This window comes from Flavobacterium niveum (assembly GCF_055231775.1).
This window is the reverse complement of the sequence record NZ_JBUYSX010000007.1, coordinates 319,598-341,826: the sequence shown is the minus strand read 5'-3', so window position 1 is coordinate 341,826 and position 22,229 is coordinate 319,598. Positions and strand designations below refer to the sequence as shown.

The window sequence follows — 22,229 nt, the reverse complement described above, 5'->3', positions numbered from 1 at the left end:
TCTGTTTAAGATATGTTTGTTTAAATGTATTTAAAGTGATGCCTCCTGGTTAAGGGTGGTTTTCACCGAAGTATTCTTGATACCGCCAAAACCTTTCTCCACGTTTATCATGTTATGGTAGCCTCGTGCCTTTAGGATGCTGGCCATGATGATAGAACGGTAGCCACCGGCACAGTGCAGGTAAAAATCCTTATCCTTAGGTACTTCAGCAAGTTGCTCGTTTACAAAATCAAGCGGAATGTTCAGCGCATCCAGTACGTGGCCTGCTTCAAATTCACCCGGCCTGCGCGAATCTACTACTGTACAGGCTTCGGTTTCAAAGGCATCGGCAAATGCCTCAGGGCTTACCGAGCGTACGCTGTCAGTTTCGTAGCCTGCTGCTTTCCATGCCACTACCCCACCCTGCAGGTACCCCAAAGAATGGTCGAACCCTACACGGGCCAGGCGGGTTACGGCTTCTTCTTCCTTACCTTCAGGGGTTATAAGCACTAATGGCTGGTTTACATCCATAATCAGTGCACCTACCCACGGGGCAAAGCCACCGTGCAGGCCTATAAATATAGAACCCGGTATGTGCTCCTCTATAAATTCGGCCTCGCTCCTTACGTCCAGCACTATGGCTCCGGTTTCGGTAGCTATGGCTTCAAATTCAGCAGGTGTAAGAGCCTTTGCACCCTGTTGTATAATATTGTCAAGGCTGTCGTAACCCTTAATGTTCATCATTACATTTTGCGGGAAATACGCCGGTGGCCTTCCCAGCCCGTCCAGCAGTTCGCTGATGAACTCCTCTCGGGTCATATCTGCCCTAAGGGCGTAGTTCACCTGCTTTTGGTTACCCAATGTATCGGTAGTTTCCTTGCTCATGTTTTTGCCGCAGGCACTGCCCGCACCGTGGCTTGGGTATACTATGGTTTCGTTTGGCAATACCATTACCTTATCGCGCAGCGAATCGTACAGGTGCGATGCCAGTATTTCCTGCGTAAGCTCGCTGGTAAGTGCCTGCGCCAGGTCGGGCCTGCCCACATCGCCTATAAACAGCGTATCGCCGGTAATAATGCCGTGTATGTTTTTGTTTTCATCCAGCAGCAGGTAGCAGGTGCTTTCCAGCGTGTGGCCGGGGGTGTGTATGGCACGTATGGTATAATTGCCCACGGTAAATTCCTGCCCGTCTGTGGCTATAAGCGCATCAAACTCGGGTTGGGCGGTGGGTCCGTATACAATCTGCGCACCGGTTTTCTTTGCCAAATCCAGGTGGCCCGATACAAAATCGGCATGGAAATGCGTTTCAAAGATGTATTTTATTTGTGCACCGTCTTTGGCGGCACGGTCTATATAAGGCTGTACCTCGCGCAGCGGGTCGAATATGGCTGCCTCGCCGTTGCTTACAAGGTAGTAAGCTGCCTGCGCTATGCATCCGGTATATATTTGTTCTATTTTCATTTTGTAATGATTTGCGTTGCCCCACAGCATATTTTGCAATTTCAAAAATCCTTATGGGGTATTGATGCAAATATATCAATTTATAGCTTATGCAACCCTAAAATTATGGGGAGGGATGGCGTAACATTTAAACGCCAAAATGTGATACCTGCCCGTACGGGTAGCGTGTTAATGAAAACTAAAAATTATCATATTTTTACTAAAAGGGTGTTAAATAACTTTATGATTAAAAATGTGATAATATTATAGAATAATATTTGTGTATTTAATAATTATAAATACCTTTGTTAGAGTATTTACGATACAAACTAACTTACATAAAAATTGTCTTATTAAGCTACAACTATAGGTATGGCAACAACCACAACGCCCAAAAGAACGGGCATGTATGAAAACGTAAAAAACCAGTTTGAAAAGGCTGCAGGTGTAATGGGCCTTGACGACAGTTTAAAGAAAATCCTGGCACTTACCAATAACGAAATAGTAGTACACTTCCCTGTAAAAATGGACAGCGGAGAAGTAGAAGTATTTACAGGTTACCGTGTACAGCACAACAATTTCCTTGGGCCATACAAAGGCGGCCTTCGTTACCACGAAACGGTAGATCTTGATGCCGCACGTGCACTGGCTACCTGGATGACCTGGAAAACATCGCTAGCCGGCCTTCCGTATGGTGGTGGTAAAGGCGGTATCCAGCTTGATCCTAAAAAATACAGCCAGGCAGAGCTTGAGCGCATCACCCGCAGGTTTACTTTTGCCCTGGGCGATAACATAGGCCCTGAGCACGACATACCTGCACCGGATGTAAATACCAATGCCCAGATGATGGCATGGATAGCCGATACGTACATGAGTACCAAGGCCCCGGCCGAGCGTAGCAAGAACCAGCACGTGGTTACCGGTAAGCCGGTAGGTTCGGGCGGACTTGAAGGACGCGACCGTGCTACAGGCTTTGGTGTAGTGGTTACCCTTGAAGCATGGGCTAAGCTGCGCAATGTTTCGCTTGAAGGTAAAAAATACATTATACAGGGCTTTGGTAACGTAGGTTACTGGAGTGCGCACTTTATGAACAAGAACGGTGCTATACTTGTAGGTGTACAGGATGCTACAGGCACTATTTATAATGCCGATGGTATAGACCCTGAAGCGCTGCTTGACTACCAAAGCAAAAATGCTACCATTAAAGGCTTTACGGCTGATTATGACGGTTCATCTTTCTTTACTATAGATTGTGATATTATTATCCCGGCTGCCCTTGGTAACCAGATTACCGAAGAAAACGCCCCTAATATTAAAGCCCGCGTAATTGCTGAAGGTGCTAACGGCCCTACAGATACTGAAGGTGAAGCAATACTACTGGCTAACGGTGTAGAGATTATCCCTGATATCCTTTGTAACTCGGGTGGTGTTATAGGCAGTTACTACGAGTGGCTTCAAAACCGTAACGGTGAGATATGGAGCATGGACGATGTAATTACCAAGCTGCGCAAAAAACTGGAAGACGCTTTCGGTAAAGTGGTAGAGACTTCAGATAAGTTTAAAACCGACTGGAGGACTGCTGCTTACATTGTAGCCCTTACCAGGATAGAAATGGCATACAAGCAGAGGGGTATTTTCCCATAAAAACAACTTCTTTATATATAATCTACAGCAGAAAGCCCGTCTGGAACTATTTTCAGACGGGCTTTTTTTTAGTTTAGATCCTTACGCAATATCCGCCTTATGGCTGCAAGGTGGCTAAACAGTACCAATGGTACAAGGATTGACGGCAACAGTATAAACGGAAAATACAGCAGGGCTACATTCGGCTGGTCAAAGGCAAATTGCTGTAAGGCTGTGGGCACCGACAGCACTGCATGGAATACAATATTAAATAGCAGCCCCAGGCAGATAAAATTCCAGATGAGGAGAAAGGGTGGCCCTGCTTTCTTTAACCTGAACGTAAGGAAATATACAACCGGTGCGCTGATGCCCGAAAGGATATCGTAGTTGCTTCCTTCAAACGTCATGAGCTGTGGTACGGCTTTGTGCAGGTACAGCCACAGCAATACCAATTCTACAGGGATCCGTATGGTATGCAACAGCGTGAGCATCTTAATATCAAGTCCGTCTATAAAAGCCCTTCCTTTTTTCATTGCAAAAAGTGCGATAATAATTACCAATGACGGCACCAATAATAATGCAAAGTGTGGCGGTATGGTGCTTTCGGCAGTGTAAAACCCGGTAAGGCTGATTGCCGATTGTGTAATGGCCAAGGCTACAATGATGCCTATGGCAATTTTAGAATTGTGTGTGGCTTTGTAAAAAAGCGCTATGGCAGTTAGGAGTGTAATCCCAAAAACCAGGCTGATGTAAAGCGGTAGTGTTTCCATTGCTGTACTTGTTTTTGTTTAAGCAAAGGAATAACATGCGCACGGCAACCGTCTTGGCAAATGGCAAGAAATGGAATCATCAGTGTTTTTTATACAGCTCCTTACGTATACGGCTCAGCGAAGTATCTGTAATGCCCAGGTAAGAAGCAATGTGCTTTAATGCTGCATGCTGAAAAATATCCGGATTCGTTTTCAGCAGGTACAGATAGCGTTCTTCAGCAGTTTCGGTAATCATGGACAGCATTCTCGTCTTAAGCCCTGAAAACCCTTTTACGAGTATGGACCTGCCAAATTCCCTGAACTCCGGCAGGGTATGGAACAGGTGGTTCAGTTGCTCGTAGGTAATGTATAATCCTTCGCAATCGGTAAGTGCCTGTATGTTTTCTTTAGATTTTGTTCGGTTAAAAAAAGAAGCCACTTCAAATATTACTTCGCCGGGGGCATAAAACCCTGTAGTTACTTCATTCCCTTCAGTATCGTGTGCATAGGCACGCATATAGCCTTTTGCAAGGAAAAGGTATTGGTTGCACACCGTGTCTTCCGCCAGTTGCACCTCATTTTTCAGAAGGTGTTTGTCCTCAAACTGCTCTATGATTTTTTCGGCAGTGGCATGCGATACCAGATCTGTTTTCTTAAAGTAGGCGGCAAGGGCTTCTCTGTTCATGCTGCTATTTTTAAATAGGTACAGCAAGGTACTAATAAAATGCATCTCAAAACCATTTCTTGCCATTTGCCAAGAGTATTGCCCTTTACATGCATGAACTTTGCCTGTGTAATAACAACAATTTTATACACTTAAAATTCAAAATTATGGATGCAAATCAAAACACAGCCGCAAACCCTGAAACCATAGCCAGGTTTGCCGCGATAGACCTTTCTACTCCCGTAACAAAAATGTTGGCTATAGGCAGGTGGACAGAAAAAGGCCTGGTAAAAAGTGACAGGATACCTGTAATGATAAAAGAGGTACCCGCTACAGTAAGGCTGTACCTTACCGGGAAAATAGAATCGTGGTACATAAAACCCGATATAAGCGGCGTGGTGTTCATAATGAATGTTACCGATGCAGCCGAAGCCCACGATTTGCTGGAAAGGCTACCGCTGGGGCAGGCCGGTATGATGGAGTTCGACTTTATACCGCTTGGACCTATAACACCACTGCGGTTCCTTTTAAATGATTTTCCGGAGGAGTAAAGGATGCCTGTTGCGTTAAACCTGTCGTGCTGAAAAAGTTATTACTTCTTCGGCACGGCATTTTTGGTATCGGTATTTTTTGTAACTTGGGCATAACAAACCATTTAAACCATAAGTTATGAAAAGGATATTCACCATAGCCGCACTACTGATTGCTACAGCAGGCTTTGCACAGCAGAAAAAACTATCGTTTACCGCAACCCCGCAGGACAGCCTTAAAGTAGAACTGCCTGATTTTACCTATTTCAGCAAAAACTACGAAAGTGTTTTCGGACGCTACCAGTATACTTTTGACAGTGGTGCTGTAAACAACCGCAGTATTTACGCCGCGCCGGATGGTAATTTTTATTCGCTGGGCGATGGACGTTACGTACCTACCATGCCCATAGCCGGTAATACGCCGCTGTTCTACAACTACCAGGGTGGTGATATAGTGTCGGGAGTACTATCGGCGCTTTCGGGTACCGATTTTGACTTCGTTATTTTTAAAAGTAACAAGTAATTTTGAGGAACTTAATTACAGACGTTGCACTGCAACGTCTCTACGGGGATAAAAAATCAGTGTAAATCCCTTATATCAGTGTCATCAGTGTTGCCTATTATTTATTACTTTTGACCGAAAGATTCAGAAACCATGAAAAAGCTATTGCTACTGGGCTGCCTGTCGTTACTGTTTGCCTGCTCAGGATCAAAAAACACCATACAGAATATAGACGACAACGCCGTGATGCCTGCACTGTCTAAAGAAAAATACTTTATAATAACCGAAACGGCTACCGATAAAAAATTTGGCTACGACCAGGACTACCCGGTAAACCTTGGCTTCCTTCCGTTCCAGAGTGCGGAGGTTAACGTAAAGCGCTATTTCGGGGGACTTACCGGTCCCGATGGGCAAACCCTTACCTATACCAAGGTAGACGCCTGCTGCCCCTTCCCTACCAAAAAATACACTATGGGCGCCGGCCTGCTGGATGTGTATGAGGTTACCTGGGAAGGCCTTAGCGAACCAAAAAAGATATACATTAACCTATACGAAAAGGGCAAAGTAATGGCACCGGTGGGTTTTGGTATTAAAAAAACCTGATTTGCTATAAAGAAGCAGCAATTTGATATAAATTGTACTATAATACACAAAGCCTTCTGTTACAGGAAGGCTTTTTTCTTTGTATCTTTGCGCCACATTTTAAACACGCAAAATGGACTTAAACAACATCCCTAAAATAAAGCATACCGATAGTGGTAATTTTTTCCTTTTATCAGGCCCTTGTGCTATTGAAGGCGAAGAAATGGCACTGCGCATAGCCGAGCATATTGTAAAAGTAACTGACAGGCTTAAAATACCTTACGTTTTTAAAGGTTCGTTTAAAAAGGCAAACCGCAGCCGTGTAGACAGTTTTACCGGCATTGGCGACGAAAAAGCGCTTAAAATTCTTCAAAAAGTATCGGAAACTTTTGATATACCTACTGTTACAGACATCCACACCAATGAAGATGCCGCTATGGCTGCACAGTATGTAGATGTGCTGCAAATACCGGCATTCCTGGTAAGGCAAACCGACCTTGTTGTGGCTGCCGCCGAAACCGGCCGTACCGTAAACCTTAAAAAAGGCCAGTTCATGAGCCCTGAGAGCATGAAACACGCCGTACAAAAGGTTCTGGACAGCAACAACAATAAAGTAATGGTTACCGACCGTGGTACGATGTTTGGCTACCAGGACATGATTGTAGACTTCCGTGGTATACCTACCATGAAAAAGTTTGCGTCTACCGTGCTTGACGTTACCCACTCGCTACAACAGCCAAACCAGGAGGCGGGCGTTACAGGCGGCAGGCCCGATATGATAGAAACTATAGCCCGTGCCGGTATAGCCACCGGTGTAGACGGCATTTTTATAGAAACGCATTTTGACCCTGCTAATGCAAAAAGCGACGGGGCTAACATGCTGCACCTTGATTATTTTGAAGGGCTTATGGAAAAGCTTACAGCAATAAGGACCACCATTAACGGGTTCTAAGCGCTGCATTGACCAATAACACACTCACACATCACTTATAATGAAGCAACCTTTACTAAAGGTTGTACTAGCTTTTTGTGTTTTTTCACAGTACACCTTTGCACAAGACGTGCCTGCAAGTCCTGAAAAATACACGGCCCATAATAAAGGAAAGTTCTATATTTACTGGGGGGGCAACCGCGACAGCTACTCGGAGTCGGACATTAACTTTTCAGGTAACGGGTATAATTTTACCCTTAATAACGTTACTGCCCACGACAAACCGAAAGGCTGGAACATTGATTATGTAAACCCCGGCAGGATGACCATCCCGCAAACCAACTTACGCGTAGGTTACTTTATCAACGACCATTACAACATTAACGTGGGCCTGGACCATATGAAGTATGTAATGAGGCAGAATCAAACTGTTAACGTAAACGGCTACATAGACCTGCCTCTGGACCAGGCAGGTTCGGCATTTAACGGTATCTATAACAACATACCGGTACAAATGACCGAGGATTTCCTCACCTTTGAGCATACCGATGGCCTTAACTACATTAATGCCGGTATAGCCCGTGTAGACGACCTGTCTAAATACATTGGCATAAACAATACCGACAAAATACAGGTAAACTTTACCGTAGGTGTAGACGGCGGTGTACTGTACCCAAAAACCAATGCTATGGTACTGGGTAAGCAACGCCATGACGATTTCCATATTTCGGGATATGGCGTGGGAGCCAAAGCAGGCCTTAACATTACATTCTTTAAACACTTCTTTGTACAAACCGAATACAAAACCGGTTACATAGAAATGAACGACATCCGTACTACGTACATGGGTGCCGACCGTGCCTCACAACACTTTACATTCGCACAGCGTATTATAGTGTTTGGCGGTATTTTCAGGCTGAATTAGAAAATATATTAGCCACAAATTGCACTAATTATCACTAATTGTTTTGGTGAAATTAGTGTAATTCGTGGCTAAATTAATTTTCAAAATATTCAAACGCATCTATAATATCCAGGTACACCCCGTTAAAGCCTGCACCGAGTATTTTATTAAGGTAGGAATCATCATTTTTATACACTATCCCCTGCCAGTCTTCATCCCAGTAACGCACCTTGTAGTTGCCCGGCCAGTTGGGGTTTTCCGCAGCCAGCCATGATGGCGCATTGCCCGCCCAACTGCTGTTCCAGTAATAGCGGTAATCTTCGGCCTCACCAATAGACATATAACAGATAACCAACCGTGTACCACCATTATTTTTCTGCTTCAGCTGGTTTATTTCGGCAGCGGTAAACGTTTCATTGTTAAAATACAAATCCATAATCAGGGCATCGTAATTCGTGGCCTGCACCGCACTGATAAACACCTGTTTTGACGTGAAATCCTCAGGGTTTATCAGGTACAAAAAGTTTTTGGCCTGCGAAAGCGACGTAATGTTATCGCTGTTCTCATTATGCGGGCTGCCTGGCGGAATTACGTTCAGGTTGCGCTCTGTCGCCGCGAATGATATGTACCCTGATGCAGCATTCTTAGTATACGAATCGGCTATTTTAGAAACCGTACTGCAATAATCAATAGCCAGTATTGTATTCCCTGCATTTTTAGAAATATCAAGGTAACTTTTAAGGTAGGTAGTTGTTGACGTTGGGGTAGCCACATCATCGTTGTCATAGCCGTAAAGCAAATCCTCCTGCCCGTTACCGTCTATCGCATTAAGGTAGGCCGTTGCGGGGCTGCCATCCTGTTCGCCGTTATCGGTTACCAGTTCAATGCCGTTTTGCGGGATAATGGCAAAACCGGAGTCTGAAGCCTTAGCCTTTTCACTGATACCGATAACAAAATCGCGCATGTCTTGTTTGTAATTGCGGTCGCCGGTATCGGTACCAGATTCGTTGTCGTCGCTGTTACTGCATCCTGCCAGCAACACCAAACTCATAAATAAAACTGTTATTCTCATTTTCCGGGGGATTTAAATTTTTTATTTTCTATGGATTATTTTTAAAACCACATAGGCACATAATTTAAAAAAACACTGCACATTAACAAAGTTAAGATAGAAAGCTGTGCTTTACATAGGAGTGCTATGTGTAAAACCTGTTTTCTATACAGCCTTTTCGGTAAAATCCAAGCTATGAAACTATGTGGTTTAATTTCTCATTTAACGTATTCTTTGTCTCTTTTAACATAACTCAAAAAATTAAACTCATAGTACATAAGCTGCCCAAAATGTTTTCCATGTTTTAAACTTTGGCTAAATTAGCCGTATAAACAAACATTACAGCATGGATGCCCTCCAACAGATAACCGCACTACGCGAAGAACTGAACCAGCATAACTACAACTACTACGTGCTTGACGCACCTACCATAACCGACTTTGAGTTTGACATGAAGCTGAAAGAGCTGCAGCAGCTTGAAGCACAGCATCCTGAATATGACGACCCCAGCTCCCCTACCCAGCGCGTGGGCGGTGCAGTGACCAAAAATTTTAATACCATAGTACACGAATACCGCATGTATTCGCTGGACAACGCTTACAGTACCGAAGAGCTATTGGAATGGGAAAAGCGTGTACAGAAAGGCCTTGGCACAGACAATGTACAATATACCTGCGAACTGAAATACGACGGTGCTTCCATTACTATTTCTTATGAAAATGGGCAGCTTACCAAAGCCGTAACCCGCGGCGACGGTTTCCAGGGGGATGAAGTGACTACCAATATAAAAACGATACGCTCGGTACCGTTGAAGCTAAAGGGCGATTTCCCTGCAAAGTTTGACATCCGTGGTGAAATCATCCTCCCACTGGAAGGTTTTGCCAAAATGAACCAGGAAGTTATAGAAGCCGGTGGTACGCCATATGCCAATCCGCGTAACACGGCATCGGGCAGCCTGAAGCTACAGGACAGCGCCGAAGTGGCAAAACGCCCGCTGGACTGCCTGTTGTATTCGCTCATTGGCCCAAGCCTGCCTATAGATACACAGTTCCACGGGTTGGAAAAAGCGCGCCAGTGGGGCTTTAAAGTCCCGAAAGAAGCCCGCCTTGCCAACAACATGGAAGAAGTACTGGCATTTATAGAACACTGGGACCACCACCGCCACGACCTGCCGTATGAAACAGACGGTGTGGTAATTAAGGTAAACGACCTGCACCAACAGGATGAACTGGGCTATACCGCCAAAAGCCCGCGCTGGGCTGTGGCCTATAAATTTAAGGCCGAGCGCGTAAGCACCAGGCTGAACAGCATAAGCTACCAGGTGGGGCGCACGGGTGCCATAACCCCTGTGGCCAACTTAGAGCCAGTACAGCTGGCCGGTACGGTGGTAAAACGTGCATCGCTCCATAATGCCGACCAGATAGAAAAACTAGACGTACGCATAGGCGACGAGGTGTTTGTAGAAAAAGGCGGCGAGATTATCCCGAAGATTATTGCTGTGGATTTTACCAAACGCCCTGCCGACAGCGAGCCTACCGTATATATACACAAATGCCCCGAATGCCTTACCGAACTGGAACGCAAAGAGGGTGAGGCTCAGCACTATTGCCCTAACTTTTACGGTTGCCCGCCACAAATCATTGGCCGTGTACAGCACTATATATCGCGTAAGGCTATGGACATTGAAGGCCTTGGTGGCGAAACCGTTGCCTTGCTGTACAACTCAGGGCTGATACAAAACTATGCCGACCTGTACGACCTGCAAAAGGAACAGGTGGTGCCACTGGAACGCATGGCGGATAAGTCGGCGCAGAACCTGGTAGACGGTATTGAAAAATCGAAACAGGTAGCGTTTGAACGTGTGCTATATGCACTGGGCATCCGCTATGTGGGTGAAACCGTTGCCAAAAAACTGGCAAAGCATTACAAATCGATTGACAACCTTGCAAAGGCTACATTAATGGACCTGATACTGGTAGACGAAATAGGCGAACGCATTGCACAAAGCGTGGTTGATTTCTTTGAAAATGAAGAAAACCGCAAGCTGGTAGAGCGCCTGAAAGCATACGGCGTGCAACTGGAATCTACTGCTACCGAAGCCGTGGCTGCAAGCGATAAGCTGGCCGGGAAAACCTTTGTGGTATCGGGTGTGTTTACAAAATTCAGCCGCGACGAACTGAAGAATGCCATCGAGGCAAACGGCGGTAAGGTAGGCAGCTCTATTACAGGTAAAACCCACTATGTGGTAGCCGGTGACAATATGGGCCCTGCCAAGCTGGAAAAAGCAACCCAGCTGGGTGTGGCGATTATTAGTGAGGATGAGTTTATAGAGATGCTGAGTTCCTAAGATTCTTAGACACTAAGCTTTCCCTTGTAAGCATGATAAAAGCTAAGCTGCTCAGAAAATCAGAAGCTTGAGAAAAATGAAATACTATATTATAGCCTTTACCGCATTCACACTAGTCAGTTGTAAAGATAAACAGCCCAAAGCAACTGTGCAGGACAATGAACCCACAGCAGCAGACACCCTTGCGGGCAAATATGTTTCGATAGGTTTTGATGGTGGCGATGCTTGCCCGCTGACAATCAGCATCAGTAAAAAAGGGCGGGTATACGAATACCACATCGTCAATAACAGCCTTGATAACATTGGGCAGGTTGGCATCGAAAATGGGTACCTTTCCCTGAAAGGGGTTACGTGGTCATCTTACACCAATGGTGATGAAAGTCAGGAAACTGTACACAACAACCTTGAAATTGAAAAAAACAAAGACACCCTGCTCATACAAAATTACGGCAACGCTACGAACGAATACCAAAAGCTTGACTGTAAATCAAAATATATTAAGCTTGTAAGGAGCCGCTAAGCTTCTTAGCTCCTAAGCCACAATAGACATCTATTTACATCATCAAAAAAAGCTAAGAAACTCAGTAGCTAAGAGGCTTAGCAGCTCTAAAAAATGAACATAAAACTACTTGCCATAGGCAAAACCGATAACAAAGCCCTGCAAACGCTGATTGATGATTACACCAAACGGCTTGGCTTTTACGTGAAGTTTGACCTGGAAATCATACCCGATATAAAGAATGTAAAAAACCTGAGCGAAGCGCAGCAAAAGGAAAAAGAAGGCGAACTTATTCTTAGCAAGCTCTCCCCTACCGACCAGCTTATTTTGCTTGATGAGAATGGTAAAACATTCAGCAGCGTGGGCTTTAGCGACGAACTGCAAAAGAAGATGAACAGCGGTGTAAAAACACTGGTGTACGTTATTGGCGGGCCGTATGGTTTCAGTCCTACGGTATATGCCAAGGCGCAGGGCAAAGTATCGCTATCTTCCATGACCTTCAGCCACCAGATGGTGCGGCTGTTTTTTATAGAGCAGGTATACCGCGCCTTTACCATTTTACGGAACGAACCGTACCATCACCAATAAAGCTTATTATCTGGCTGTAGTTTGATGGCTATGTAGTAAGGGAACCTAAAAAATCACTCATAGTAGTAATTTTTGTACCCTGTATTTTCTCAAGTATGAGAAGGTCTTTATCTCCCGTAATGAGATAATCAGCATTGCCATCGCAAGCCAAAGCAAGCAAGAAGTTATCTTTCTCGTCGCGGCATAATGCAACGACAGAGTTAACCGTTATAAACCCAGCATGCTCATTAATAGCATCAATAAGGTCTGCCACAATATCTAACGTAAAATACTTTTTGAATTTTGGACGGTTTGCTACTTCTATAAATTCAGCTAAAAGTTCTTCGCTAAAAAGCAATTCAACTTTGGAAGTATCAAACAGTATATCAAGTTTATTGTAATCTTTGGTAAGCAAAAAACTTATCCACAAATTGGTATCAATAATAAGCCTCAACTTATTATTTTGCATACCTTTTCATCCTTAAAGCTTCTACCTCTGCCGCGATTTCCTCCTGAGTTGGGGCATCTTTCGAAGCTTTCTCACGCAATTTCTCAACAACACTCAAAAACTTATTGCCATTAGCAGGCTTCATAGCAATAAGTTTTTGCGCTGCCAAATCATTCAGCAATGCAATAGCCTTAGGGTTAAGTATGTCTATTTGAAAAGATTCCATAGTGTAAATATACGTTTTTTCTCTTTACGAAATCACACCGCTGCCCACAAGCTCTTCGCCTATGTGCCATGCAGCAAACTGCCCTTCGGTAATGGCGCTTTGCGGCTGGTCAAAGGAAATGTACATACCGTTATCAAACTTATGCAGGGTAGCTTTCTGCAACGGCTGGCGGTAGCGTATGCGCACCATAACCTCCATGGTTTCGCCGTCGTTAAGGGCAAGGTCTTCACGTACCCAGTGGATTTCGCTTTCCTGTATGTACAGCGCCTTACGGAACAAACCCGGGTGGGCATGCCCCTGTCCGGTGTATATAGCATTGGTTTCCACATCAGTCGCTATGATAAACAGCGCCTCTTTGGTACCGCCTACATTCAGGCCTTTGCGCTGGCCTATGGTATAATAATGTGCACCCTGGTGCTTGCCCACTACTTTAGCCATTGCCGGGTTATAGCTTATATTTTTGGCTTCGTAAGCTAGTTTATCTTCTACATTGGCAAACTCCGGTTCGGCTTCAGAATATAAAGGTAGGTCGGCATTTACTTCGTAAATTACACCTTCTTTAGGTTGCAATTGCTGTTGCAGGAACTCCGGCAGGCGTACCTTGCCAATAAAGCAAAGCCCCTGCGAGTCTTTTTTCTCGGCAGTGATTAATCCCTGCTCAGCGGCAATTTCACGCACCTGCGGCTTGGTAAGCTCCCCTATCGGAAACAGTGCTTTGCTCAGTTGCTCCTGCGAAAGCTGACACAAAAAGTACGACTGGTCTTTGTTATTATCCTCGCCCGAAAGCAGCCTGTATACCTCTTTTCCATCTTTTTCTATTACGTCCCGGCGGCAGTAATGGCCGGTAGCTACGTAATCAGCACCCAGGCTCAGGGCTATTTTCATGAACACGTCAAACTTAATCTCCCGGTTGCAAAGCACATCCGGGTTTGGCGTACGTCCTTTTTCGTATTCGTTAAACATGTAGTCTACAATACGCTCCTTATATTGCTCGCTAAGGTCTACCGTCTGGAACGGTATGCCCAGCTTTTCGGCAACCAAAAGCGCATCGTTGCTGTCTTCCAGCCACGGGCATTCGTTAGATATGGTTACGCTGTCATCGTGCCAGTTCTTCATAAAAAGGCCTATCACCTCATACCCCTGCTCTTTTAGCAGGTATGCCGCCACACTACTGTCTACTCCGCCCGAAAGGCCAACTACTACACGTTTCATCTTAAAAATACATTCAAAAATTTCGATACAAAGGTAGTGATTTTTTTAATTCGAAGGCTTTTTCGCTTTTTCCTGCATTTTGGCTTTTCCTGCGGCTTTTAATGCATGGGCATCCTGGTTTTCTTCTTTTACCAATTTGCCATCTGCATAAAACTTCCAGATACCGGATTTTGTTCCGTCTTTATATATACCTTCCGAAGCTACATTGCCTTTACCATCGCGGTAAATGGCCTTGCCTTCAGGCTTACCGTTTACATAATTTGATTCCTCCAGCACTATGCCTTTCTCTGTATATTTTTTATACGCACCGTTTTTTAGGCCGTTTGCATAGTTCTCTTCTTCCGCTATAGCACCGTTTTCAAAATACACTTTACGTGAACCGTTCAGTACACCCTGCTTATAGTGCTCTACCTGCATTATGGCTTTGCTCTCGTAGTGGTAGTACTTCCACTCCCCTTCCTGCTTGCGGTTTACCTCACGGCCTTCGCTTACCTTGTTGCCTTTCGGGTCAAAGAAAGTAGTAAAGCACGACCCGTCGGCACTAAACACACGGGTAGCCATAAGGGTATTTTGCTCACTGTCGTCATAAAACTTAAACGTACCGGTTTCCTTACCGTGGTCAAAAGTACCTTCGTAGCGCTTACGCTTGCTTTCTTCATAGGTGCCTTTCCACACACCGTGGCGCTTGCCGGCTGCATCGTTCTTGTTTGTTTCCTGTGCAAAGGAAGCCAGTGTAATAAGCCCGGCCGAAAGTAGTAATGCAAATTTCTTCATTGGTTTGTCCTTCTTTTTATATAGAAACCTAAAGTAAATTAATTTATTGTAACTGCCAATCCAAAATGTGTGCCATCACGCAGCCGCACACTATGGCACTGAACACAAAAGCACTCCGTAGAGTGCTTTGCGTATTATTTTTTGCCTTTATTGTTTGTTTTTTGCTGCTCCTGGGCCTGCTCCATCATTTCCTGCATCTTACGCTGGAAACGTCCCTGGGTTTTCGGCTTGCTCTTATTGGCCTGTACCAGTGCATGTATTTTTTCCTCGTTTACAATGTGGTTTTTAATCACATACATAATACCTATGGTAATAAGGTTAGATACAAAGTAGTACAAACTTAAACCTGCCGGGTTAGTGTTGAAGAACACAAGCATCATGATTGGCGAAAGGTAAATCATTATCTTCATTACCTTGCTCATATCCGGCATACCTTCCTGCTGTGGTGCGCTCATGGCCTGGTCTCCGGTAGTCATTCTCATGTAGAAGAATATGGCCACAGACGCAAGTATAGGGAACAAACTGATGTGGTCGCCATATACCGGTATACGGAACGGCAGCTTGTACACCACGTCATAGGTAGAAAGGTCGGTTGCCCAAAGGAAACTTTTCTGCCTAAGGTTAAAATACGACGGGAAGAACTGGAACAGCGCATAGAATACCGGAATCTGCATCAGCGCCGGTAAGCATCCTGCCATAGGGCTTACACCTGCCGAGTTGTACAGCTTCATGGTTTCCTGCTGTTTTTTCATCGGGTCTTTGCTGTATTTCTCGTTTATCTCAGCAATCTCCGGTTTCAGTACTTTCATCTTGGCCTGTGATACGTAAGATTTATACGTAACAGGAGACATAACCAGCCTTACCAAAATGGTAAGCACTATAATACATACACCAAATGATGAAATGAATGTGCTTAGGAATCCAAATACCGGGATGAATACAAAACGGTTCATCCACCCGAAAAGTCCCCAGCCCAGCGGCATAATCCTGTCCAGATGCTTGCCTTCGTACTTATCGCTTGTAAGGATGTCGTAGTCAGACGGGCCATAGTACATGTTCATGTCATAGTTCAGCTCACCACCTTTAAAGGCAAGCGGCACTTTGGCATCAAACTTCTTGGTGAATACGGTATCTTTCTGCTCGTCTTTTATAAGGGTTTCCGATTTTAGTTCGGCCTTTTTAAACGGCGTGCCGGTAAGCAGTACCGATGTAAACAGGTGTTGCTTAAATGCTATGTAGCTTACGTCGTCTACACTTTCTTCATCGCTTTTGCCCTCGCCCATTTTATCATCTTTACTCTCTTCATAAAGATATACGATGTTGGTATAACGGCTTTCGTAAGAAGCGCTCTTCTCGTTACGGTACGTTTGCATAGACCACTCCATATCAAGTGGTTTAGACGTATCTACCACACGGGAAAGCCCTTGCGAACGTACTGAGAAATCCAGCATATAATCGTCCGGTTTCAGCACGTAGCGGTACTCTAGGAACTGTGCATCCGAAGCTTTAAGCTTCAGGGTAAGCACCTGGTTTTCGCCTTCTTTGGTTACTGTTGGCTCAAAGTAAAGGTCTTTGGTATTCAGTATCCTGTTATCGGCAGTTTTAAACTGTATGTTAAGGGCAGCGTTATTGTCTTTTATAAGCTCTACAGGCTGGCCCGAATCTTTAGTAAACTTATCAAAACCTTTCAGTTTCAGTTCTTTTATGTAACCGCCTTTGTTAGCTACAGAAAGGCTTATCAGTTTACTTTCAAGTGTGGTTACGGTATCTTTAGCCGACGGCAGCCCTGCACTGTAGGCAAATGCTCCCAGTGTACCCTGAAGCTGTGCCACGCGTACAGAATCGTTCGGGGCAGCAGCAGCGGTATAGGCTGCATCAGTTTGTTTCGCTTTTTTGTCGGCAGCTTTTTGTTGCTGTTCCTCTTTTTCTTTAGTACGGGCTTGTTGTTCTTCCTGTTTGCTGTTGTTGTAAATCATCCACAGCAGCAAAACAGTTATAAGGCCAAAACCTACAAGCGTTTTAATGTCTAATTTTTTTTCTTCCATTATTAAAATTATAATTGATAGCCGCGCCCTTACTAAAGCTTACAGGCTATGCATTCTTTTTTTGTACCGCCGCCTTTACAAAGCTTACAAAAAGCGGATGCGGGTTAGCCACCGTACTCTTATACTCAGGGTGGTACTGCACACCTATAAAGAACGGGTGGTTGTTTAGCTCCACTACCTCTACAAGGCCGGTATCGGGGTTTACACCCGAAGCTTTAAGGCCTGCGCCCGTAAGCTCGTTAAAATAAGCACCGTTAAACTCATAGCGGTGGCGGTGGCGCTCCTGTATCTCTTTTTTACCGTGGTAAATTTCGCTTGCCAGCGTACCTTCGGTAAGTGAGCATTTCCAGGCACCAAGGCGCATGGTACCGCCTTTGTTTATAATATTCTTCTGCTCTTCCATAATGTTGATAACCGGGTAAGGCGTGTGCTCGTTCATTTCTGTAGAGTTAGCCTCAGTCCAGCCCAGCACATTACGGGCATATTCTATAACCGCCATTTGCATACCCAAACAGATACCGAAGAACGGTATGCCGTTTTCGCGGGCGTAGCGCACGGTTTCTATTTTGCCTTCTATACCGCGGCCACCAAAACCGGGAGCCACAAGTATACCGTCTAAGCCCGAAAGCTTATCGGCAGCATTGTCTTTATCTATGTATTCTGAATGTACGCTGATAACGTTTACCTTGGTTTCATTGGTAGCACCAGCGTGGATAAACGCCTCCAATATCGATTTGTAAGAATCCTGAAGCTCTACGTACTTACCTACAAGGCCAATGTTTACCGTATGCTTAGGATTTTTAAGCTTGAAAAGGAACTCGTTCCACTGGGCTAAATCCGGGGTATTCATTTCCGGAAGGTCCAGCTTTTTAAGCGTTACCTTATCCAGGCCTTCTTCCAGCATCAGGTTTGGCACATCGTAGATGGTAGAAGCGTCAATCGACTGTATAACCGCTTCCCTTTTTACGTTACAAAACGCAGCAAGCTTCTGCCTAAGGTCAGACGAAAGCTCGTGCTCTGTACGGCATACTAATATGTCGGCTTTGATACCGCTTTCCATCAGGGTTTTTACCGAGTGCTGTGTAGGCTTAGTTTTTAGCTCGCCCGCAGCAGCAAGGTATGGCACCAGGGTAAGGTGTATTACTATACTGTTGTTTTCGCCAAGGTCGTAAATAAGCTGGCGCACCGATTCTATATACGGTAGCGACTCTATATCGCCTACCGTACCGCCTATCTCGGTAATAACAATGTCAAATTCGCCATTGTTACCCAGCAGCTGCATACGTTCCTTAATCTCGTTGGTAATATGGGGTACTACCTGTACGGTTTTGCCCAAAAACTCGCCACGGCGCTCTTTTTCTATAACAGACAGGTATACCCTACCGGTAGTAACGTTATTAGCCTGAGATGTAGGCACGTTAAGGAAACGTTCGTAGTGGCCAAGGTCAAGGTCGGTTTCGGCTCCGTCGTCTGTTACATAACATTCGCCGTGCTCGTACGGGTTAAGTGTTCCCGGGTCTACGTTAATGTAGGGGTCAAACTTCTGGATTGTTGTCCTGTAGCCCCTGGCCTGCAATAGTTTTGCCAGCGAAGCCGCTATGATGCCCTTTCCAAGTGAGCTCGTAACACCTCCGGTAACAAAAATATACTTTGTTTGGTTCATTATTAATTCCTCCTGTTGTGTTGTTGTCGTTGTTGTAAAAAACGTGGCAAAAGTAAGGAATTAATTCGACATTCTTAATCCGAAAATTTGAAATTGGGCAAATTTGCAACAAACAGCAAAACCATTCATTTACAACATATTCAGATGTAAATAAAACATTAAGCTTTTAAGCCGGATGCCCTTTTGAAGAAAACCATTATCTTACAAATAGCATCAGCGTTTGGCAAGCAGTTTAATATCGCTTACTTCCAGCACCGGCTTTTCATAACCCGAAACCGACGCGTTTACCATGGCCCTGCCCAGTTCGTGCAACGTGAGTATTACTTTTGGAACAAATAGTTTTATAAGGGTAACTATGGCTTTGTACAGCACTTTGCCGTTCTTTTGCCCATCAATAGTAAGCATGCCGCCCGGCCTGAAGCTGTACACGGCCTTAAACGGCAGCTTTGCCAGGGCATTTTCGGTGCGGCCTTTTACGCGTGCCCACATTACGCGGCCCTGTTCGGTACCATCGGTATGCGCACCCGATATGAAATTGAACACCATACCGGGGTTTACCTTCAGCAGGCTGTTAGCAAACGCCAGGGTAGTATCGTAGGTGATGTATGTGTATTTTTCCTCGTTTAGTCCGACTGAACTGATACCTGCGCAAAACAGACAGGCGTCGTACCCGGTTATGGTGTCGGCATAAGCATCAAGGCTGAAGAAATCAGGAACAACCAGCTCCTTAACCTTAGGGTGCTGCAGGCCGTATGCCCTCCTGCCGATGATGAGTATTTCTGAAACTTTTTCATTTTGCAGGCTATCCAGCAATACGCCTTCGCCTACCATACCGGTAACCCCGGTAATAATTACTTTTAATGCCATAAGTATTGTATTAGCAAAACAAAGTTAGGTAATACTATTTTCCGGCATTTTGTTTAAACGTCCAAATTATTTTGTTGCAAAGCCCATTACAAATATTTGGACCGGGTGGCTACAATTTTAGCTGTGTTTTTGTAGTTTTAACCTGAAACACTTTGTAAACCAATTAAATCATGAAAAAACTACTCTTTGCCCTGGTGCTTATGGCCGGTACTGTCGCATTTGCACAGGACCGCTTTATAGAAGTGCAGGTAACCGACACCATAATGATGAAACCGCAAGGGGTAAAATACCTTGCATTTGTGATAGACAGAGATGAGGGCGATGTAATTGAAGATGAATATGCCTATAAGGCAAAGGAGCAAACCAGGAAGCAGCAGGAAATAGCCCTGAAGGACTACCTTATCAAAAAAGGATATAAGCCGCTGCCGGCCGATGAAAATTCGGCACCACTGGGGGCTGTGCTTACGCGGCTCGAAGGCTTTGTGGTGACCTTTAAAAACCAGGCCGAGGCCGATAAGTTTGTTGATGAAGTAAACAAGTTGGGCTATGCCGGAGCCATGAAATCGGGTACGGTGTATGGCGATGATACAGGTTACGACAACCAACTGGTAAAGAAACTGCTGGAAAAAGCCCGTAAAAAAGCCGAATTTATAGCTACGGCAAGCGGCATGAAGCTGGGCCGTCAACTCTCCATTAAACAGGGTGACGACGGTGGCGGGCTGCCTTCGTTACTACGGTATACTAATGTGCGAGACAGGGGTGGTATGGCAGGCATTAAAAGTGACAGCCTTACGGTGCGGTATGAGGTGCAGTAAGTGATTTACTACTCTTCCATTTCGACCGATAGGGAGAAATCTCAGGTTATATCGACAAGAGATTTCTCCACTCCGCTACGCTCCGGTCGAAATGGAAGAACGCAACTATTTTGAAGATTTGAGTATTATTTTGCAAAATCAATATAACAAAAACGCCTCCCATTCCAGGAGGCGTTTGTCATATTATCCTTTTATAATATTAATGAGGTACACATCATTTTCGCGCAGTGGCAGTTGTTTTTTAAAGGTGCCGTCTTTGCCTATGGTAATGGTTTCGGTGCTTACCGGGGCACCGTCGCTCAGCTTTTTAAGTTCAGCTGTCTGGGCTTTGGTAAGGTTGGCCGGTTCGCCCATCTCTATGTATTTAGTATAAGGGTCGTTGGCGCGGTAGCCTACTTTATATACTTCCAGCTTGTAGCTGCCCTGCGGCAGGTTTTTAACCGATACCGTAGCCGTGCCTTTGTCTTTCGCAGGCAGGTCTTTGGTATAGTACACCTGGTTGTTTACCGCATCACCGGGGTGGGTGTTGGTAAAATCCCAAAGCAACAGCTGTACGCCACCGTTGGCATCTTTGGTAGCCCAAGATTCTTTGTCCTTGTTTACCAGTTCGGTAGCACCCAGCTTGTTCAGCAGGCGGTACGAGTGAAATGCTGCCTTGTTGATGCCCTGCGTGTTCAGTAAGCCGAAACCACCATGGAACGGCTTAAACCTTGGTCCGGCTTCCTCAAAAATATCGGTAAATACCCAGTAGCTCATAGAGTTTGCAGCATCACCGGTTTGCTTAATCTTTTCAAGGATGTAGGCCGCTTCGTGGTAGCTGTCGTGTATCGGGTCGGCAGGCGTGTATGATGCACTCCATTCGGTATAATGCAGCTCCAGATTGGGCAGTGCCGATGTTTTAATCTCCTTACGCGACTTAATAATATCGCCGCTTACCGCCATAGGGTCTTTGCTGAGTACGGTACCTGAGTTACCAAACTCATCAAGGAATCCCTGCTTCACCCCATACGAGTGCGTACTTGCAAAATCTATAGGCACGTTGTTTTTGCTGCAAAAGCTTATCATTTCGGGTATCCAGGCTGCACCGGCTGTGGCCGGGCCGCCCACTTTATAGTCTTTGTTAACCCCTTTAATGGCTTTGGCGGCGTAGCGGTACAGCTTAAAGTACTCTTCCTGTGAGCCTGCCCAAAACCCGTCAAGGTTCGGTTCGTTCCATACTTCAAAATACCAGGTCTTTACCTCTTCGGCGCCGTAACGCTCGGTAAAGTGCTGCGTAAGGTTACGTATAAGGCCTTCCCATTTATCGTAATCCTTAGGTGGGGTTACGTTGCCCCTCCACCAGAAAATGGTTTTGCTGCCACTGGCCAGTTGCGACGGCATAAAACCCAACTCTACAAACGGCTTTACATCGATGCTCAGCAGGTAGTCAAACAGTGCATCTACATACTGGTAGTTGTACTCGGGGTTGCCATTTTTGTCTTCACGGTATATAGCCATATCGTCAATAAGCAGGCCGTGCATGCGGATGTATTTAAAATCGCATTCCTTCTTTACATAGGCCAGCTGCTGTTGCCAGTCGGCGCGAAGTCCTTCATTGGCACGCCCTGCCCCTATACACTGTTTAAACTGGGTGTTCAGTGCGCCTTTGGCATTGTTATAATCTACCGAAATGCTGCGGTTTTGCTGTGCATTTGCGCTGATTGCTGCTAATGCGAGCAGTGTTGCGGCAAATGTAGTTTTAGCCTTTTTTTTGACTAAATGAAAATTTGGTACTGTTTTTTTTGTTGTCATGGTTATAGCTTGGGTGAATA

Annotated in this window: 22 protein-coding genes; 10 read left to right on the top strand and 12 right to left on the bottom strand. The window is 45.1% G+C overall.

Going from position 1 to position 22,229, the window contains the following annotated elements; translation table 11 throughout:
* Nucleotides 1-30: 30 nt before the first annotated feature.
* Nucleotides 31-1,440, bottom strand: coding sequence for an MBL fold metallo-hydrolase (locus tag ACZIX4_RS18135; RefSeq protein ID WP_463337060.1), 1,410 nt, complete (start codon nt 1,438-1,440; stop codon nt 31-33).
* A gap of 351 nt (nt 1,441-1,791) precedes the next feature.
* On the opposite strand from ACZIX4_RS18135, the gene ACZIX4_RS18130 reads away from it, so the two are divergent.
* Nucleotides 1,792-3,063, top strand: coding sequence for a Glu/Leu/Phe/Val family dehydrogenase (locus tag ACZIX4_RS18130; protein ID WP_463337059.1), 1,272 nt, complete (start codon nt 1,792-1,794; stop codon nt 3,061-3,063).
* A 68-nt stretch (nt 3,064-3,131) separates the two neighbouring features.
* On the opposite strand, the gene ACZIX4_RS18125 is transcribed toward ACZIX4_RS18130, so the two are convergent.
* A complete protein-coding gene (locus tag ACZIX4_RS18125) occupies nt 3,132-3,812 on the bottom strand; it encodes a hypothetical protein (protein WP_463337058.1) in 681 nt (226 codons plus the stop codon).
* 79 nt (nt 3,813-3,891) lie between these two features.
* Nucleotides 3,892-4,476 (bottom strand): Crp/Fnr family transcriptional regulator, encoded by a 585-nt coding sequence (locus ACZIX4_RS18120; protein WP_463337057.1) that lies wholly within the window; start codon nt 4,474-4,476, stop codon nt 3,892-3,894.
* Between the two features lie 146 nt (nt 4,477-4,622).
* Here ACZIX4_RS18120 and ACZIX4_RS18115 point away from each other — a divergent pair, with 146 nt between their 5' ends.
* From ACZIX4_RS18115 to ACZIX4_RS18095, 5 genes are all read left to right on the top strand, one after another.
* The gene (locus ACZIX4_RS18115) at nt 4,623-5,006 is read left to right on the top strand and encodes a hypothetical protein (protein ID WP_463337056.1); all 384 of its coding nucleotides are present in this window, start codon (nt 4,623-4,625) and stop codon (nt 5,004-5,006) included.
* Between the two features lie 118 nt (nt 5,007-5,124).
* Nucleotides 5,125-5,508, top strand: a complete 384-nt coding sequence (locus ACZIX4_RS18110) for a hypothetical protein (protein ID WP_463337055.1) — start codon at nt 5,125-5,127, stop codon at nt 5,506-5,508.
* Nucleotides 5,509-5,640: 132 nt separating this feature from the next.
* Entirely contained in the window at nt 5,641-6,090 is a 450-nt protein-coding gene (locus tag ACZIX4_RS18105) for a 2-dehydro-3-deoxyphosphooctonate aldolase (protein WP_463337054.1), read from the top strand.
* Between the two features lie 112 nt (nt 6,091-6,202).
* Complete coding sequence (kdsA, locus tag ACZIX4_RS18100) at nt 6,203-7,021, top strand: 3-deoxy-8-phosphooctulonate synthase (protein WP_411409392.1); 819 nt, start codon at nt 6,203-6,205, stop codon at nt 7,019-7,021.
* A 40-nt stretch (nt 7,022-7,061) separates the two neighbouring features.
* Nucleotides 7,062-7,925 carry a hypothetical protein gene (locus ACZIX4_RS18095; RefSeq protein ID WP_463337053.1) on the top strand — a complete coding sequence of 288 codons (864 nt, stop codon included), beginning with the start codon at nt 7,062-7,064 and terminating at the stop codon, nt 7,923-7,925.
* A gap of 73 nt (nt 7,926-7,998) precedes the next feature.
* Here ACZIX4_RS18095 and ACZIX4_RS18090 read toward each other — a convergent pair whose 3' ends face one another.
* Complete coding sequence (locus tag ACZIX4_RS18090) at nt 7,999-8,976, bottom strand: endo alpha-1,4 polygalactosaminidase (RefSeq protein WP_463337052.1); 978 nt, start codon at nt 8,974-8,976, stop codon at nt 7,999-8,001.
* Nucleotides 8,977-9,301: 325 nt separating this feature from the next.
* Between ACZIX4_RS18090 and ligA the strand changes: the two genes are divergently transcribed.
* The 3 genes from ligA (at nt 9,302) to rlmH (ending at nt 12,389) form a co-directional block, all read left to right on the top strand.
* Nucleotides 9,302-11,302: an NAD-dependent DNA ligase LigA gene (gene ligA / locus ACZIX4_RS18085; protein WP_463337051.1), complete on the top strand. Its 2,001-nt coding sequence runs from the start codon at nt 9,302-9,304 to the stop codon at nt 11,300-11,302.
* A 76-nt stretch (nt 11,303-11,378) separates the two neighbouring features.
* Nucleotides 11,379-11,822 (top strand): hypothetical protein, encoded by a 444-nt coding sequence (locus ACZIX4_RS18080; protein WP_463337050.1) that lies wholly within the window; start codon nt 11,379-11,381, stop codon nt 11,820-11,822.
* A gap of 93 nt (nt 11,823-11,915) precedes the next feature.
* Nucleotides 11,916-12,389 carry a 23S rRNA (pseudouridine(1915)-N(3))-methyltransferase RlmH gene (rlmH, locus tag ACZIX4_RS18075; RefSeq protein ID WP_463337049.1) on the top strand — a complete coding sequence of 158 codons (474 nt, stop codon included), beginning with the start codon at nt 11,916-11,918 and terminating at the stop codon, nt 12,387-12,389.
* A gap of 28 nt (nt 12,390-12,417) precedes the next feature.
* On the opposite strand, the gene ACZIX4_RS18070 is transcribed toward rlmH, so the two are convergent.
* The 7 genes from ACZIX4_RS18070 to ACZIX4_RS18040 all read right to left on the bottom strand — a co-directional run bounded on the left by ACZIX4_RS18070 (nt 12,418) and on the right by ACZIX4_RS18040 (nt 19,603).
* Nucleotides 12,418-12,837: a putative toxin-antitoxin system toxin component, PIN family gene (locus ACZIX4_RS18070; RefSeq protein ID WP_463337048.1), complete on the bottom strand. Its 420-nt coding sequence runs from the start codon at nt 12,835-12,837 to the stop codon at nt 12,418-12,420.
* Nucleotides 12,827-13,042 (bottom strand): hypothetical protein, encoded by a 216-nt coding sequence (locus ACZIX4_RS18065; protein WP_463337047.1) that lies wholly within the window; start codon nt 13,040-13,042, stop codon nt 12,827-12,829. The genes ACZIX4_RS18070 and ACZIX4_RS18065 overlap by 11 nt, the downstream gene beginning before the upstream one ends.
* 24 nt (nt 13,043-13,066) lie before the next feature.
* Complete coding sequence (gene mnmA / locus ACZIX4_RS18060; RefSeq protein ID WP_463337046.1) at nt 13,067-14,254, bottom strand: tRNA 2-thiouridine(34) synthase MnmA; 1,188 nt, start codon at nt 14,252-14,254, stop codon at nt 13,067-13,069.
* A gap of 45 nt (nt 14,255-14,299) precedes the next feature.
* Nucleotides 14,300-15,028: a toxin-antitoxin system YwqK family antitoxin gene (locus tag ACZIX4_RS18055; RefSeq protein WP_463337045.1), complete on the bottom strand. Its 729-nt coding sequence runs from the start codon at nt 15,026-15,028 to the stop codon at nt 14,300-14,302.
* 134 nt (nt 15,029-15,162) lie between these two features.
* Nucleotides 15,163-17,073 carry a membrane protein insertase YidC gene (yidC, locus tag ACZIX4_RS18050; RefSeq protein ID WP_463337044.1) on the bottom strand — a complete coding sequence of 637 codons (1,911 nt, stop codon included), beginning with the start codon at nt 17,071-17,073 and terminating at the stop codon, nt 15,163-15,165.
* 46 nt (nt 17,074-17,119) lie between these two features.
* Nucleotides 17,120-18,736 (bottom strand): CTP synthase, encoded by a 1,617-nt coding sequence (locus ACZIX4_RS18045; RefSeq protein WP_463337043.1) that lies wholly within the window; start codon nt 18,734-18,736, stop codon nt 17,120-17,122.
* 213 nt (nt 18,737-18,949) lie between these two features.
* Entirely contained in the window at nt 18,950-19,603 is a 654-nt protein-coding gene (locus tag ACZIX4_RS18040; protein ID WP_463337042.1) for an NAD-dependent epimerase/dehydratase family protein, read from the bottom strand.
* Nucleotides 19,604-19,773: 170 nt separating this feature from the next.
* On the opposite strand from ACZIX4_RS18040, the gene ACZIX4_RS18035 reads away from it, so the two are divergent.
* Nucleotides 19,774-20,418 (top strand): SIMPL domain-containing protein, encoded by a 645-nt coding sequence (locus ACZIX4_RS18035; protein WP_463337041.1) that lies wholly within the window; start codon nt 19,774-19,776, stop codon nt 20,416-20,418.
* A gap of 183 nt (nt 20,419-20,601) precedes the next feature.
* Here the strand turns inward: ACZIX4_RS18035 and ACZIX4_RS18030 are convergent, their stop codons facing one another.
* Entirely contained in the window at nt 20,602-22,209 is a 1,608-nt protein-coding gene (locus ACZIX4_RS18030) for a GH39 family glycosyl hydrolase (RefSeq protein ID WP_463337040.1), read from the bottom strand.
* Nucleotides 22,210-22,229: the final 20 nt, after the last annotated feature.